13 protein-coding genes are annotated in these 13,894 nt (G+C 73.2%); 8 read left to right on the forward strand and 5 right to left on the reverse strand.

Annotated elements, in window-relative coordinates; all coding sequences use genetic code 11:
• From ACH4LD_RS20635 to ACH4LD_RS20645, 3 genes are all read right to left on the reverse strand, one after another.
• Positions 1-1,761: a SpoIIE family protein phosphatase gene (locus tag ACH4LD_RS20635; protein WP_398054758.1), complete on the reverse strand. Its 1,761-nt coding sequence runs from the start codon at positions 1,759-1,761 to the stop codon at positions 1-3.
• A 339-nt stretch (positions 1,762-2,100) separates the two neighbouring features.
• Positions 2,101-2,871, reverse strand: a complete 771-nt coding sequence (locus ACH4LD_RS20640; protein WP_398054759.1) for an SDR family NAD(P)-dependent oxidoreductase — start codon at positions 2,869-2,871, stop codon at positions 2,101-2,103.
• A gap of 128 nt (positions 2,872-2,999) precedes the next feature.
• Complete coding sequence (locus ACH4LD_RS20645) at positions 3,000-3,446, reverse strand: DUF2267 domain-containing protein (RefSeq protein WP_398054760.1); 447 nt, start codon at positions 3,444-3,446, stop codon at positions 3,000-3,002.
• Positions 3,447-3,651: 205 nt separating this feature from the next.
• Between ACH4LD_RS20645 and ACH4LD_RS20650 the strand changes: the two genes are divergently transcribed.
• The 8 genes from ACH4LD_RS20650 (at position 3,652) to ACH4LD_RS20685 (ending at position 11,266) form a co-directional block, all read left to right on the forward strand.
• Entirely contained in the window at positions 3,652-4,083 is a 432-nt protein-coding gene (locus ACH4LD_RS20650; protein WP_398054761.1) for a CBS domain-containing protein, read from the forward strand.
• 141 nt (positions 4,084-4,224) lie between these two features.
• The gene (locus ACH4LD_RS20655; protein ID WP_398054762.1) at positions 4,225-6,426 is read left to right on the forward strand and encodes an MMPL family transporter; all 2,202 of its coding nucleotides are present in this window, start codon (positions 4,225-4,227) and stop codon (positions 6,424-6,426) included.
• Between the two features lie 5 nt (positions 6,427-6,431).
• On the forward strand, positions 6,432-7,631 hold the full coding sequence (locus tag ACH4LD_RS20660; RefSeq protein ID WP_398054763.1) for a sensor histidine kinase: 1,200 nt from the start codon (positions 6,432-6,434) through the stop codon (positions 7,629-7,631).
• Positions 7,628-8,266, forward strand: coding sequence for a response regulator (locus ACH4LD_RS20665; protein ID WP_398054764.1), 639 nt, complete (start codon positions 7,628-7,630; stop codon positions 8,264-8,266). Before ACH4LD_RS20660 ends, ACH4LD_RS20665 begins: the two co-directional genes overlap by 4 nt.
• A gap of 144 nt (positions 8,267-8,410) precedes the next feature.
• Positions 8,411-8,746: a MerR family transcriptional regulator gene (locus ACH4LD_RS20670; protein ID WP_398054765.1), complete on the forward strand. Its 336-nt coding sequence runs from the start codon at positions 8,411-8,413 to the stop codon at positions 8,744-8,746.
• A gap of 229 nt (positions 8,747-8,975) precedes the next feature.
• On the forward strand, positions 8,976-9,179 hold the full coding sequence (locus ACH4LD_RS20675) for a cold-shock protein (RefSeq protein WP_007383480.1): 204 nt from the start codon (positions 8,976-8,978) through the stop codon (positions 9,177-9,179).
• A 178-nt stretch (positions 9,180-9,357) separates the two neighbouring features.
• Positions 9,358-10,881 carry a DEAD/DEAH box helicase gene (locus ACH4LD_RS20680; RefSeq protein ID WP_398054766.1) on the forward strand — a complete coding sequence of 508 codons (1,524 nt, stop codon included), beginning with the start codon at positions 9,358-9,360 and terminating at the stop codon, positions 10,879-10,881.
• Between the two features lie 88 nt (positions 10,882-10,969).
• The gene (locus ACH4LD_RS20685; RefSeq protein ID WP_103817515.1) at positions 10,970-11,266 is read left to right on the forward strand and encodes an SCO5918 family protein; all 297 of its coding nucleotides are present in this window, start codon (positions 10,970-10,972) and stop codon (positions 11,264-11,266) included.
• A 287-nt stretch (positions 11,267-11,553) separates the two neighbouring features.
• Here ACH4LD_RS20685 and ACH4LD_RS20690 read toward each other — a convergent pair whose 3' ends face one another.
• Positions 11,554-12,747, reverse strand: coding sequence for an NAD(P)/FAD-dependent oxidoreductase (locus ACH4LD_RS20690; protein ID WP_398054767.1), 1,194 nt, complete (start codon positions 12,745-12,747; stop codon positions 11,554-11,556).
• A 114-nt stretch (positions 12,748-12,861) separates the two neighbouring features.
• Positions 12,862-13,806, reverse strand: coding sequence for an RNA polymerase sigma-70 factor (locus tag ACH4LD_RS20695; protein ID WP_398054768.1), 945 nt, complete (start codon positions 13,804-13,806; stop codon positions 12,862-12,864).
• Positions 13,807-13,894: the final 88 nt, after the last annotated feature.

Consider the following 13,894-nt stretch of genomic DNA (forward strand, 5'->3'; position numbering starts at 1 on the left):
TCACCGTCTCCGGGGCGCCGTACGACCCGGGTCCGACTGGGGCGGTGTGCGCAGGGCGAGGAGGGCCACGTCGTCGAGGCCGGGCGGGTGGACGCGGCGCAGGAGCTGGTCGGTGAGGGACGGCAGCGGGCGGTGGGCGAGGGCGGCGGCGTGCTGGCGCAGCCGGCCCAGACCCTCGTCGAGGGTGTGGCCGGGTGCCTCGATGAGGCCGTCGGTGTACAGCAGGAGGGTGCAGCCCGGGGGCAGCAGCACGCTGGCGTCGGGCCGGGGCGCGCGGACCCCCGTCCCCAGCAGGAGGCTGTGGCCTTCGGTGAGGTAGTCGGCCAGGCCGTCGCGGGTGACGAGCAGGGGCGGGGGGTGTCCTGCGTTGGTCCAGGTCAGCTGCCAGTTGCCGTCGTCCGTCCGGGTGAGCCGGGCGAGGACGAGGGTGGCCATGGTGACGTCGGTGATGGGCATGATCGCCTCGTCGAGCCGTTGGACGATACGGCTGGGCGGTTCCTGCTGGGACCAGGCGTAGGCGCGGAGCATGTTGCGCAGCTGGGCCATGCCGGCCGCGGCCTCCAGGTCGTGGCCCACGACGTCCCCGATGGCCAGGGCGGTGGATCCGTCGGACAGGGTGAAGGCGTCGTACCAGTCGCCGCCGACCTGGGAGGCGTCCGGGGCGGGCAGGTAGCGGACGGCCATCTGGAGTCCGGGGACCCGCGGCATCTGCGGCAGCAGGTGGTTCTGCATGGTCTCGGCGACCGCGCGCTGGCGCTGGTAGAGGCGGGCGTTGTCCAGCGCCACCCCGGCGCGGCGGGCGATGTCCTCCAGCAGGGGCAGGTCGGCGGTCGTGAAGCCCCCCGGTTTCTCGGCCCGGCCCAGGGTGAGCGCCCCGAGGACCTCCCGGGTACCGCGGATCGGGGCGATGGCCGCCGAGTGGATGCCCGTGGCCTCGAACAGACGGCGTTGCTCGACCGCGATGCCGGAATCCGGGGCACGCCGGTACGTGGCCGGCCCGGCCAGGGCGGAGGCCACGCCGCGCAGCGCCCGGGACAGCGGCATCGGCGACTCCTCGGGGACCGGCGGCATCGGCCCTTCGAGGTCCTCGTGGTGCACCAGGCGGTCGTCCTCGGCGTGTACGACGGCGGTGCGCCACACCTCGTCGTGCTCGGTGATCAGGTCGATGACGGCCCAGTCCGCCAGCCGGGGCAGCACCAGGGACACCAGCCGGCGCAGCGCCTCGTCGACGTCGAGGGTGGAGGTCAGCCGGGTGGTGGTCTCGGCGAGCAGGGCCAGCCGCTCGAAGTCGGTCAGCACCTCGGTGGCCCGCTCCGGGCGCGGCTCGGCGACCGCCCGCTCGGGGGTGTGGAAGACGACGAGCGTGCCGGTCCGCCGGTCGCCGCTGTCACCGAGGTCGTACGGGGCGATCATCCAGGCGACGGGCAGCAGGGAACCGTCACCGCGCAGGAAGTGCTCCTCGTGGCCCTGCGCCGGATTTCCGGCGTGGAACGCCTGCCGCATGGCGCACTGCGTCGTGGGCAGCGGCTGGCCCTGCGGCCCGCGGTGCAGCAGGTCATGGGCGTCCTGGCCGAGCAGGTCCGCGACGGGCCGGGCCAGCAGGCGTTCGGCGGGGGTGTTCGCGGCGAGGATGTGACCCTGCTCGTCGACGACGTACGCCCCGGCGCCGATGGCTTCGACCGCGTCGGCGAGCCGGGCCCGGGCACGGGGTTCCGCCCGCTGTCGCCGCCGGTCGGTCCCGGTTCTCTCCGCCCCTGCCATGTCGTGGCCTCCTGTGCTCGCGGGTCACCGCGCGTGTACGTCGTCCGGTGCCTCCGGCCCCTGATCTTCCGTATGCCCCGTCGCGGCCGGGAACCCTCCTGCCCACGGACGCAGCGGCCCGGAAAGCCGCACGCGCGGGCCGCCCGGGTACGCGCCCCGGCCCACCCGGCGAGGTGGACGGCCGGCCTCTCGTCACGGCTGCCCGGGCCGCCTCACCGCTCGGTCCCGGCCCGGCGGACCGCCCGCACCCGGCGCCGGGCGCCGACGACACCACCGCCCCGGCCGGCGTTCCTTGGACCAGCCGGCTGACCGGCTCCTCGTCCAGCCGGCTGACCGTGTCTACGCGGCGATGACGGCGACGCTCGTCCTGCCCCCGTCGACGTCCACCACGGTTCCGTGCACGAAGGCCGCCTCGTCGCTGGCCAGCCAGACCGCGGCATGGGCGATGGCGTCCGGCGTGCCCGTGCCGCCGGCCGGCGTGCCGTTCATCATGACCTCGCCCGGGTGGGGCTCGCCGCCCTCCGGCGCCGGGGGAACGATCACGCCCGGTGAGACGGCGTTCACCCGCACGCCGAGCGGGCCGAACTCCGCGGCCCACGCCCGGGTGAGCGTCTCCATGGCTCCCTTGGTGGAGCTGTAGAGCGCGGCGACGGGAACGGCCAGTCGCGCGATCCAGGAGCCGAGGTTGATGATCGCGCCGCCACCGGACTCCGTCATGCCGGGTACGACGGCGGCCGTGAGGAAGAACGGCGCCTTCACGTTCACCCCGTAGACCTCGTCGAACGTCTTCTCGTCGGTGGCGGTGGTGCCGGGGGCGGGGTAGATGCCCGCGTTGTTGACCAGGATGTCGATCCGTCCGCCCAGGGTCTCGCGGGCCCGGGCGGCGAGGTCCCGGGAGGCCTCGGCGCTGCCGTCGAGGTCCGCCGCCAGGAAGTCGGCCCGGCCGCCGGCCGCGCGGATCCCTTCGACGACCTTGACCCCCCGTTCCCGGTTCCGGCCGGACACGATGACGTGGGCACCCTCCGCGGCGAACGCCTCCGCGATCGCCTGTCCGATGTTGCTGGTCGATCCCGTGACCAGCGCCGTCTTGTTCCGCAGCCGTCCGCTCATGGCGCGCTCTCCCTTGTCTCGCGGTGTGCGGACCACTGTGCGCCGCAGAAAATGGACCGGCAAGTCCATAATGGCGCGGCGGACGGCGGGCCGGGCGGGCGGCCCGGGTGGGCGGCCCGCCCCGGTGGTCAGCGGTCCGCCGACCGTCCGGGCCGCGGGCCGGGTTCGGTGAACAGCGGGCCGAACTCCTCCGGGAGAGCGCCGCGCAGGTCGGCCTCCAGGCCGGCGTCCGCGGCCGTGATCCGGGAGACCACCGTCTGCGCCAGGAACAGCGCCTGCTCCGGGGTGGCGTCCACGGGCCGGGCCACGTCGGCCAGCAAGGCGTCGAGCGGGTCGGCCGAGCCGTGCGGCGCCTCGCCACCGCGCCGCTCCCCGCCACCGTTGCGCAGCGCGCCGATCTCCAGGGCGCCGCGCTCATGGGGTGGTACGGCCTGCCGCAGGTGCTCCCGGTGCGGTGGGTCGAGACGGCTGCTCAGCGCCGCGAGGACGAGGTGCACGGCGGCGTCGGCGGCCTCCTCGTCGCCGAGGCGGGCCCGTGACGCCACCTCTTCCACCAGATGCCGATGGCTGATCATGCTTCCTCCCGCTGGTGCGGTCAGGGTGTTGCCCGAGGGGTGGGAGTGACTGACGGGTGCCCATGGAGACAGACGCGTACACCGCCCTACATATGGCACATATCGCATCGAAGCAGACATGGATCGCCGTATTCGTGGTAGTCCGGCTAACGCACCGGCACGAACGAGAGCCGACACGACGAGACACGTATTCGGAGGTTCTGCCATGGCGACAGCACACATGGTGCGGGACGTGATGACCGCCCCGCCGGTCGAGGTGAGCCCGCAGGACTACGTCGCCGACGTCGCCCGCCGTATGCGGGACGAGGACATCGGCGCGGTCCTGGTGACGGAGGAGGGCCACCCGCGGGGCCTGGTGACGGACCGGGACCTGACCGTGCGGATCCTCGCCGAGGGCGGTGACGTCAGCGGTGTGCACGTCGAGGACGCGTGCAGCACCGACCTGACCACGGTCACCCCGGACGACCCGATCGACCGCGCGGTCGGCCTCATGCGGGAGAAGGCGGTACGCCGCCTGCCGGTGGTCGATCCCGACCGCGACCGCGTGGTCGGCATCGTCTCCCTGGGCGACCTGGCCGTCGAGCGGGACACCGACTCCGCGCTGAGCCAGATCAGCGCGGCGGAGCCCAACACATAGCCGAGTCGGCGTCCCCGTCCCCGGGCGGGCCGCCCGGGGGCGGGGACGGGGCGAGCACTCACCCCGTCCACCGATCGGTGGACGGCAAGTTCAACCAGGTACCTCTGTCCGCCGGTTGGGCCCAGCGGCGAGCCTTTCCGTATGAATTCACTCACCGTACGGATGGCGCGTTGGAGCGCCCGGCACCCCTGGCGGGCCGTGCTCGGCTGGCTCGTGTTCGTGGGGGTGTGCCTGGGGGTCGGCGGTGCCGTCGGCACGCACAGCGCGACGACGGCCGACTACCGGGTCGGGGAGGCCGGGCGGGCGGAGGCGATGGCCGCCGAGGGCCACCTGGAACGGCTCTCGACCGAGCAGGTGCTGATCTCGGCACGGTCGGGTCCTCTCGACCGGGCGGCGGCCCGGGGCGCCGCCGAGGAGCTGACCGCACGGATGGAGCGGCTGCCCGAAGTCGCCCGTGTGGCCGGTCCGGTGTGGTCCGGGGACGGCCGGACCCTCATGGTCGCGGTGGCCCTGAAGGGCGAGGAACGGGACGCGAAGGACAAGGTCGACGCGCTGGGCGCGCAGACGGAGGCGGTGGGCAGGGACCATCCCGCGCTGCTCCTCGAAGAGACCGGGAGCCCCTCCATCAGCAAGGGCGTGGACGAGCAGCGCGGTCACGACCTGGCGCTCTCCGAGAAGATCACCCTTCCCGTCACCCTCATCACCCTGCTGGTCGTCTTCGGGTCCGTGACCATGGCCGGGGTGCCGCTGCTGCTCGCGCTGTCCTCGATCGCGGCGGCCGTCGGCCTGTCGATGGTGGCCTCGCACCTCTCCCCCGACGCCGGGGTCGGCACGAACGTCATCCTGATGATCGGCCTCGCGGTCGGCGTGGACTACACCCTCTTCTACCTCAAGCGGGAGCGTGAGGAGCGTGCCCGCGCGGCCGGCCGGCTGAGCGCCGAGGCGCTGGTGGAACTGGCCGCGGCCACCTCGGGCCGGGCGGTCGTGGTCTCGGGCTTCGCGGTCGTGGCGTCCACCGCGACGCTGTACCTCGCCTCCGACGTCATCTTCTCCTCGCTGGCCACCGGCACGATCGTGGTCGTCCTGGTCGCGGTGGCCAGTTCGCTGACGGCGCTGCCCGCGCTGCTGGTGAAGCTCGGTCAGCGGGCCGAGCGCAGGGCGCTGCGGCGGGCCGGGCGCGGGAAGCCGCCGCGCCGGACGCGTGGCGGCGACAGCGGCGGCCGGGTGTGGAACGCCCTGCTGCGGCCGGCGCGCAGGCACCCGCTGGCCACCCTGTGCGTCTCCGTCCTCGCCCTGCTGGCGCTCGCCACCCCGCTGGCCGGGCTGAAGATCACCGAGATGAGCCGGGACACGCACTCCCGGGACATCCCGGCCATGCGGGTCTACGACCGCCTCAACGAGGCCTTCCCGGAGCAGCGGGTCACGCACCAGGTCGTCGTACGCGCCGACGCCGCGCGCTCCGGCGAGGTCGCCGGGGCGCTGCGCGAGCTGGCCCGGCGCGCCGGCGCCGACCCGCTGTTCAGCGGGGCCTCGCCCGTCCGGACCTCGGCCGACCACCGGATCAGCGTGCTGGAACTGAGGGTGCCGTACCTGGGCGACTCCGAGCAGGCGTACGACTCCCTCGACCACCTCCGCGACACCTACCTGCCCGCGACCGTCGGCCGGGTCGGCGGGGCCGAGTTCGCGGTGAGCGGTGACGTGGCCCGGTACACCGACTATCCCGCCCACCAGAACGGCAAACTCCCGCTGGTCCTCGGCGCGTTGCTGCTCGTGACGTTCGCGATGACCGCGTACGCGTTCCGCTCGCTGGTGCTGGCCCTCATCGGGGTCCTGCTGAACCTGCTCTCCGCGGCGGCCTCGCTCGGACTGCTCGTTCTCGTCTTCCAGGGGACCTGGGCCGAGGGGGTGCTGGACTTCCACTCCACCGGCTCGATCGGGTCGCGGGTACCGCTGTTCCTCTTCGTGATCCTCTTCGGACTCTCGATGGACTACCAGGTGTTCGTGGTGAGCCGGATCAGGGAGGCCGTGCTCGCGGGCGCGTCCACGCGGCAGGCCGTGCTCGACGGCATCCGCAGGTCGGCGAGCGTGGTGACCAGCGCGGCGGTGGTGATGACGACCGTCTTCGTGAGTTTCGTCTTCCTGCACATCATCGAGATGAAGCAGATCGGCTTCGTCCTCGCGGTCGCCGTGCTGCTCGACGCGTTCATCGTCCGGATCATGGTCCTGCCGGCGGCGATGCTGCTGCTCGGCGAGACGAGTTGGTGGCCCGCGCGGACGGCGGGACGCGGCGCCGCGGCCCCGGCGCATCCGGCGGACGGGCGAGCGGTGGTCGACGTACGTTGATCGGTATGACCGCTCTCGCCGACCCCTCGTCCGGTGCCTTCTGGGCCATCTCGCTGCGCCGGTGGAACACGGTGTGCTGGGCGCTGTTCGGGGCGATGGCCGTCGGGCTGGTGGCGACCGCCCCGCCCGGCGGGAGCGCGTACCAGGCGCTCGGACTGCTCGCCTGCGTGGTGCTGTGCTACGCGGCGCTCGACCGCTTCCCCCGCAATCCCGTCGTCCGTCCGCACGTCTACCTCTCGGTGCTCGTGCTCGTGCTCGGCGGGCTGGCGTACCTGGGCAGCAGCTACGCGGCGCTGTTCATGGTGACGCTCCCGCACTACTGGATGTTCGGGCGCACACCCCGGGTCTCGATGGTCTTCCTCGCACTGGCCACCGGATCCACACTGGCCGGGGCCCTGGTCCGGCAGGGCTGGTCGGCGGAGTTCTTCGGCGAGACGGTGGTCTCCACCCTGATCGTGGTCGCGGTGGGCGTGCTGATCGGCCTGTGGGCGCACTCGGTGGTCGAGCAGAGCAGCGAACGTGCCCGGCTCATCGAGGAGTTGGAGCGGACCCAGGCGCAGCTCTCCGAGGCGCACCAGCGGCAGGGCGCGGCGGACGAACGGGAACGCATCGCACGGGACATCCACGACACGCTCGCACAGGGCTTCGCGTCGATCATCGTGCTCGCGGAGGCGGCACGGGAGGGCATGGCCGGCGATCCGGCGCGCAGCGCCCAGCAGTTGCGGTCGATCGAGTCCACCGCCCGGGAGAACCTGGCGGAGGCCCGGGAACTGGTCGGCTCGGCCCGGCAGCCCGGTCCGGGCCGGGTGGCGGCCGGCTCGGTGGCGCGGACCCTGCGCCGCACGCTGGACCGCTTCGCCGAGGACACGGGGCTCACCGTGGTCGCCGACCTGGCGGACCTGGAGTGCGACCAGCAGACCCGGATCGCGCTGCTGCGCTGCACCCAGGAGTCCCTGGCCAACGTGCGCAAGCACGCGCGCGCCTCCACGGTCGGGGTGGTGCTGGCCCGGCGTCCGTACGGTGTCGAGCTGGAGGTCACCGACGACGGCACCGGGTTCGTGGTGGAGGAGTCGCGGGGCTTCGGGCTCGACGGCATGCGCAAGCGTCTGGCGGAACTGGGCGGGAGGCTCACAGTGACGAGTTCGGTGGGCGACGGGACACGGATCCTGGCGATGGTCCCCCTGACGGGCGAGGTGGAGGCATGAGCACGGGAGCACTGCGGGTCGTCGTGGTGGACGACCACGCCGTCATGCGGGCCGGGGTCCTCGCCCTGCTCGCCGGTGAGGACAGCATCGAGATCGTCGGCGAGGCCGGCGACGGGCGCGCCGCACTCGGCCTCGTGGAGCGGTACGACCCCGACGTGGCCCTGGTCGACCTGCGGATGCCCGTCCTCGACGGGGTCGCGACGACCACCGAGATCGTCGCCCGCCACCCGCGGACCCGGGTGCTGATCCTGACGACGTACGACACCGACGCCGACATCGAGCGCGGGGTGGAGGCCGGTGCCATCGGCTACCTGCTCAAGGACACCACCCGTGAGCAGCTCGTCGACGCCGTCCACGCGGCGGCGCGCGGCGAGACGGTCCTCGCTCCCCGGGTCGCCGAGAAGCTGGTCGCACGGATGCGGCGGCCCGTGCACGACCCGCTGACCGACCGGGAGACCGACGTCCTCGACGCCGTCGCGGACGGCCTCACCAACGCCGAGATCGGCAGGCGCCTGATGATCGCCGAGGCCACGGTGAAGACGCATCTGCTGCGCCTGTTCGCCAAGCTCGACGTGAACGACCGGACGAGGGCGGTGGTGGTGGCCATGGAGCGGGGGCTGCTGCGGCGGCCGTGAGGAAGCAGGTCTGTCGCGGCGGGGACAGATCTCCTGGGCTGCCGGAGTTAGGGTTGTCGGACGACGCGGAGGGTACCGAACTCCTCGGGACACGGGTGCCGCACATGCCCGGTTTCCTCACCGCGTCCCCGAGACGAAGGTGCTATGCCCGCTGAGAACGCCCCCGCCGACAGCCTGGACGACGACGACTACCCCGCCTACACGATGGGGCGGGCCGCCGACGTCCTCGGCACAACTCCCGCCTTCCTCCGGGCCATCGGCGAGGCCGAGCTGATCACCCCGCTGCGTTCGGAGGGCGGCCACCGCCGGTACTCGCGCCGCCAGCTGCGCATCGCCGCCCGCGCCCGGGAACTCGTGGACCAGGGCACGCCCATCGAGGCCGCGTGCCGCATCATCTCCCTGGAGGACCAGCTCGACGACGCCCTCCGCGTGAACCGGGACATGCGCCGGAGGCTCGACGAACGCCCTACGGATACCTAGACCCGCCGCTACAGAAATTCCGACCGTGGCCGCATGAGAATACTTGGACGATCACGAAAACACATGGGGCTTCCGGCCGGCCTGTGTTAGCGTGATACCAGTTGCAGTTTTGGTTGCCAGAGATTTTTTCTTTGCAGAGCTTTCCGGATTCTTCCGGAGGGGTAATCATCGCGGCGACTCGGCTCCGTAAAGTGCGGAGTCCGGCATTGCCCCCCAAGGGAGATTCAATATGGCATCTGGCACCGTGAAGTGGTTCAACGCGGAAAAGGGCTTCGGCTTCATCGAGCAGGACGGCGGCGGCGCCGACGTGTTCGCCCACTACTCGAACATCGCCACCTCCGGCTTCCGCGAGCTTCAGGAAGGCCAGAAGGTTACCTTCGACGTCACGCAGGGCCAGAAGGGCCCGCAGGCCGAGAACATCGTTCCCGCCTGACGCTGACGCGCTGCATGGTGCTGGGGCCCGCGCTCTCGGGGTGCGGGCCCCAGCCCATTGTTTTCCCGGCCCGGCCCGGATTTTCGCATTTCCGTCGGCTCATTCTTGTGAATCCACGCGCGGCTCGTTCACCGCTGGGCGGAATTCCTCGATACGCCGCATCGAGGAAGGTTCCCTCATGAACCGCACCCGTCGCACCGGCGGCGACCCAGGCCGCTTCCGCGCGGACCGGACGTCCACCCGGACGGCCGGCGGCACGCGCGGCGGCCGCTCCCGTACGCAGGAGCAGGGCCGGCAGAGCCCCCGCCCGGGCACCGGACGCAGGAGCGGTGCGGGCGCGCGCTCCGGCACCCGCCGGCAGGAGTTCGCCCTGCCGGTCACCCTCACCGAACCGCTGCCGGCGGTCGAGACGTTCGCCGAGCTGGACATGCCCGCGCGCCTGCTGGCCGCGCTCGGCGCCGAAGGCGTCACCGCGCCCTTCCCGATCCAGGCGGCCACGCTGCCGAACGCGCTGGCCGGCCGGGACGTCCTGGGCCGGGGGCGCACCGGCTCGGGCAAGACGCTCGCCTTCGGTCTGCCGCTGCTGGCCCGTCTGGACGGACAGCGGGCCCAGCCCCGGCAGCCGCTCGCGCTCGTCCTCGTCCCCACCCGGGAACTGGCCCAGCAGGTCACCGACGCCCTCACCCCGTACGCCCGCGCCCTCAGGCTGCGGCTCGCCACGGTGGTGGGCGGCATGTCCATCGGCCGCCAGGCGAGCGCGCTGCGCGGCGGCGCCGAGGTCGTCGTCGCCACACCCGGCCGGCTGAAGGACCTCATCGACCGGGGCGACTGCCGGCTGGACCAGGTCGCCGTCACCGTTCTGGACGAGGCCGACCAGATGGCCGACATGGGCTTCATGCCGCAGGTGACCGCCCTGCTCGACCAGGTCGCCGACGGCGGCCAGCGGTTGCTGTTCTCGGCCACCCTGGACCGCAACATCGACCTGCTGGTACGGCGCTACCTCCACGATCCCGTCGTGCACTCGGTCGACCCGTCCGCGGGAGCCGTCAGCACCATGGAGCACCATCTGCTGCACGTGCACGACGACGACAAGCACACCGCCGCGACCGAGATCGCCGCCCGGGACGGGCGCGTGATCATGTTCCTGGACACCAAGCACGCGGCCGACCGGATGGCCAAGCACCTGCTGTCCGTCGGGGTGCGCGCCTCGGCCCTGCACGGCGGCAAGTCCCAGCCCCAGCGCAACCGCACCCTCGCCCAGTTCAAGGACGGCCACGTCACGGTCCTGGTGGCGACCAACGTCGCCGCCCGCGGCATCCACGTCGACGGCCTCGACCTCGTCGTCAACGTCGACCCGCCCGCGGACCACAAGGACTACCTGCACCGGGGCGGCCGTACCGCCCGGGCCGGCGAGTCCGGCACGGTCGTCACCCTGGTCCTGCCGCACCAGCGGCGAGCGATGGACCGCCTGATGGCCGACGCCGGCATCACCGCGCGCACCGTCCGGGTCCGCCCGGGCGAGGCCGAACTGCACCGCATCACCGGTGCCCGCACCCCCTCCGGCGTACCCGTCACGGTCACCGTGCCGGCCGCCGAACGGAGCGAGCGCACGGGGTCCGCCACCCGCGGTCGCCGGGGGCGCGCCGCCGGCCGGGGGGCGGCCGCCCGCACCCGTCGCTCCGCCCCCAGGAACAACTCGTAGTCCAGGTACCGGGATTCGCTCCCCTCGTCCGGGGCGAGCCTACGGTCGATCCCTCCGCTGTCCCTCCCCCAACCCTGTGGAGTCCGCCATGCGCTGTGTCATCGCCCGTTTCCCCTTCGACCTGATCAAGAGCGAGGTCGAGCAGTCGATGAGCGGCATCGCGCCCGAACCGGTCACCGGCGTGTCGGTGAGCATCGGCCGTCGCGTCTACCCCGTCATGCAGGTCGGGGAAGTGATCACCAAGCAGGACCGCCGCGACTTCACCTCGGGCGAGATGCGCCGGGCACTGACCCGGCTCGGCTTCACCTGCCACGACGCGCCCCCGGCCGCGTCGGCCACGCCCGCCCCGGCCACGCGCGCCGACGAGGACGCCTGGCGCTGGTGACCCTTCCGGGGCCGCCGGTCGTTCCGTCCGGCCCGCGGCCGCGGCGTCCCGGTTCTCGGGTGTGAGCGGCACGGGATGTGGCACCCGGACCCGGAGCGGGCCGGACCCGCGCACCGCGTCCCGTGCGGCACACGGTTCGGCCACGAGCCGCGTGCCGCATGAGGGCGCCACGGCCCGCGCCGCCCGGTTGTCGCCGCGAACCGCCGACGACAACCGGTGTGGTCCGCGCGGCCGGCGCCGGACGCCGTTCGCCCGCCGGCGGCGGAGCGCCGCACCGAACCCCGGGCTCAGGCCGGTGCGTTCGCCGGTGCCACCGCGTCCGCCCGCTGCCGCACCACGCGCCGCCGCGGGGCCGGCACCATGAGCGGGTTGGCGACGCCCCAGGCCGCGCCCTTGCAGACCACTTCCTTGTAGACGGCGGCGATCCGGCCGGTCAGGGCCGACCGCACCGCCCGGTCGTCGGCGGTGACGTACTGGATCAGGCCGTCCTTGCGGCCCAGCGAGATGCACTGGTTGAAGTAGCGCAGCGGCACCTTAGGGAGCTTGCCGCCGGTCAGGCGCGCCGCGATGGCGTCGGCGGCCTGCCAGGCGGTGGGGACGCCCGAGGCGCACGACATCCGCAGCGGCTTGTCGCCGGGGCCCATCGCCAGGGCCGCGTCGCCGACGGCGTACACGTCCGGGTGCGAGACCGAGCGCATGGACCGGTCGACCACGATCTGCCCGGTGCCGGTGACCTCCAGGCTCGTGGCCCGCGCGATCGGGTGGACGGCGAAGCCGGTGGTCCACACGGTGACCGCGGCCGGGACCGAGGCGCCGTCCGCGGTGGTGACGTGGTCGGCCGCCACGGCGGTGACGGTGGTGTGCTCGTGCACGGTGACGCCGAGCCCGGCGAAGACCTTGCGCACATGGGCGCGGCCCTTGTCCGAGAGCCAGTCGCCGAGGCCGCCGCGGGCGGCGAGGGCGACTTCGAGGTCCGGGCGGGCCTCGGCGATCTCGGCCGCCGCCTCCAGACCGGTGAGTCCGCCGCCGACCACGACCACCGGCTGCCCGGCCGCCAGCCCGGCCAGGCGCTCGCGCAGCCGCAGCGCCCCGGCACGGCCCGCGATCTCGTGGGCGTGCTCCGCCACGCCGGGGACACCCTGGTCGTTCCAGCCGCTGCCCAGGGCGTACACGAGGGTGTCGTACTCCAGTTCCCCGGCGCCGTCCGCGTCGGTGACGGCGACGGTCCTGCGGTCGACGTCGACGCCGGTGACCCGCGCGAGCCTCAGCTCCACGCCGGTGCCCGCGAACATCTCGCTGAACGGCCGGGGCTTGAGGTCCTGGCCGGTGGCGAGCTGGTGCAGCCGGACGCGCTCCACGAAGTCGGGCTCGGCGTTGACGAGGGTGATGGCGACGTCTTCGGGGCGCAGCCGCCTGGCGAGGCGTCCGGCGGTGATGGCTCCGGTGTATCCGGCTCCGAGGACGACGATGCGGTGCTGCATTTCCTGACTCCTGTCTTGAGCGGATTCGCCCCTTGAACCGGGCGGCCCGCCGTTTCCTGACAGGAACGCGGTGTGAAGCACCTCACATCGGGTCGGAGGGCGCGGAGCCCGGGGTCAGAAGGCGTGGAGCAGGGGTTCGCCGTGGTCGGTGGCCGCCCAGTGCCGGGTCGCGCGTTCGAGCTTGTCGGGGTTGGCCTGGCCGCGGAACGCCCGGATGCCGTCGGCGGTGACCTCCAGGCAGATGACGCCGATGACCCGCCCGTCGAGGACCGCCACGACGGCCGGCTCGCCGTTGGCGGTGGTGGCGTAGACCGCGGGCGAGCCGCCGACCAGGTTCTGCTTGGCCTTGCCGGGCTTGAACAGGCCCCGCATGAACTTCGCGACCGTGAGCGCGCCCTCGAAGGGCTTCGTGCGGGCCGGGACCTTGCCGCCGCCGTCACCGATCGAGACGACGTCCTGGGTGAGCAGCCGTACCAGCGGCTCGGTCCGGCCGCTGGTGGCGGCGGCGAGGAACTCCTCGACGATCCGCCGGGCGGCGGCCTCGTCGATCTCGGTACGGGCCCTGCCGTCCGCGACGTGCTTCTTGGCCCGGTGGAAGAGCTGCTGGCTCGCGGCCTCGCTGATGTCGAGGATCGCGGCGATCTCCCGGTGCGGGTAGTCGAAGGCCTCCCGCAGCACGTACACCGCCCGCTCGCCCGGGGACAGGCGCTCCAGCAGGGTGAGAACGGCGTACGACACCGACTCGCGCTGTTCCGCGGTGTCGGCCGGGCCCAGCATCGGGTCCCCGGCGAGCAGCGGCTCGGGCAGCCACTGGCCCACGTAGGTCTCGCGCCGCGCGCGGGCCGAGGTGAGCTGGTTGAGGCAGAGGTTGGTGAGGACCTTGGTCAGCCAGGCCTCGGGGACCTCGATGTGGTCGGAGCCGGCGGCCTGCCAGCGCAGGAACGTCTCCTGCACGGCGTCCTCGGCCTCGCTCGCGGAGCCGAGCAGGCGATAGGCGATGGCCTCCAGCCGGGGCCGGGCCGCCTCGAACCGCTCCACGTCGCTCAGGGTCAGGGCCATGCCAAGGATCCTAGCCGCCACGGCCCCCGCCGGGCCGGAGACCGCGGGTTCCCGCTGAGAGGCTGTCGGCGGGCCCCGGCGCGGCTGG

Source organism: Streptomyces sp. NPDC017676 (assembly GCF_044329325.1).
Lineage (GTDB): Bacteria > Actinomycetota > Actinomycetes > Streptomycetales > Streptomycetaceae > Streptomyces.

Excerpts from the sequence above, each read along its gene's own strand:
- ACH4LD_RS20635 (WP_398054758.1), bottom strand. The coding sequence starts at position 1,761 with ATGGCAGGGGCGGAGAGAACCGGGACCGACCGGCGGCGACAGCGGGCG.
- ACH4LD_RS20640 (WP_398054759.1), bottom strand. The coding sequence starts at position 2,871 with ATGAGCGGACGGCTGCGGAACAAGACGGCGCTGGTCACGGGATCGACC.
- ACH4LD_RS20645 (WP_398054760.1), bottom strand. The coding sequence starts at position 3,446 with ATGATCAGCCATCGGCATCTGGTGGAAGAGGTGGCGTCACGGGCCCGC.
- ACH4LD_RS20650 (WP_398054761.1), top strand. The coding sequence starts at position 3,652 with ATGGCGACAGCACACATGGTGCGGGACGTGATGACCGCCCCGCCGGTC.
- ACH4LD_RS20655 (WP_398054762.1), top strand. The coding sequence starts at position 4,225 with ATGAATTCACTCACCGTACGGATGGCGCGTTGGAGCGCCCGGCACCCC.
- ACH4LD_RS20660 (WP_398054763.1), top strand. The coding sequence starts at position 6,432 with ATGACCGCTCTCGCCGACCCCTCGTCCGGTGCCTTCTGGGCCATCTCG.
- ACH4LD_RS20665 (WP_398054764.1), top strand. The coding sequence starts at position 7,628 with ATGAGCACGGGAGCACTGCGGGTCGTCGTGGTGGACGACCACGCCGTC.
- ACH4LD_RS20670 (WP_398054765.1), top strand. The coding sequence starts at position 8,411 with ATGCCCGCTGAGAACGCCCCCGCCGACAGCCTGGACGACGACGACTAC.
- ACH4LD_RS20675 (WP_007383480.1), top strand. The coding sequence starts at position 8,976 with ATGGCATCTGGCACCGTGAAGTGGTTCAACGCGGAAAAGGGCTTCGGC.
- ACH4LD_RS20680 (WP_398054766.1), top strand. The coding sequence starts at position 9,358 with ATGAACCGCACCCGTCGCACCGGCGGCGACCCAGGCCGCTTCCGCGCG.
- ACH4LD_RS20685 (WP_103817515.1), top strand. The coding sequence starts at position 10,970 with ATGCGCTGTGTCATCGCCCGTTTCCCCTTCGACCTGATCAAGAGCGAG.
- ACH4LD_RS20690 (WP_398054767.1), bottom strand. The coding sequence starts at position 12,747 with ATGCAGCACCGCATCGTCGTCCTCGGAGCCGGATACACCGGAGCCATC.
- ACH4LD_RS20695 (WP_398054768.1), bottom strand. The coding sequence starts at position 13,806 with ATGGCCCTGACCCTGAGCGACGTGGAGCGGTTCGAGGCGGCCCGGCCC.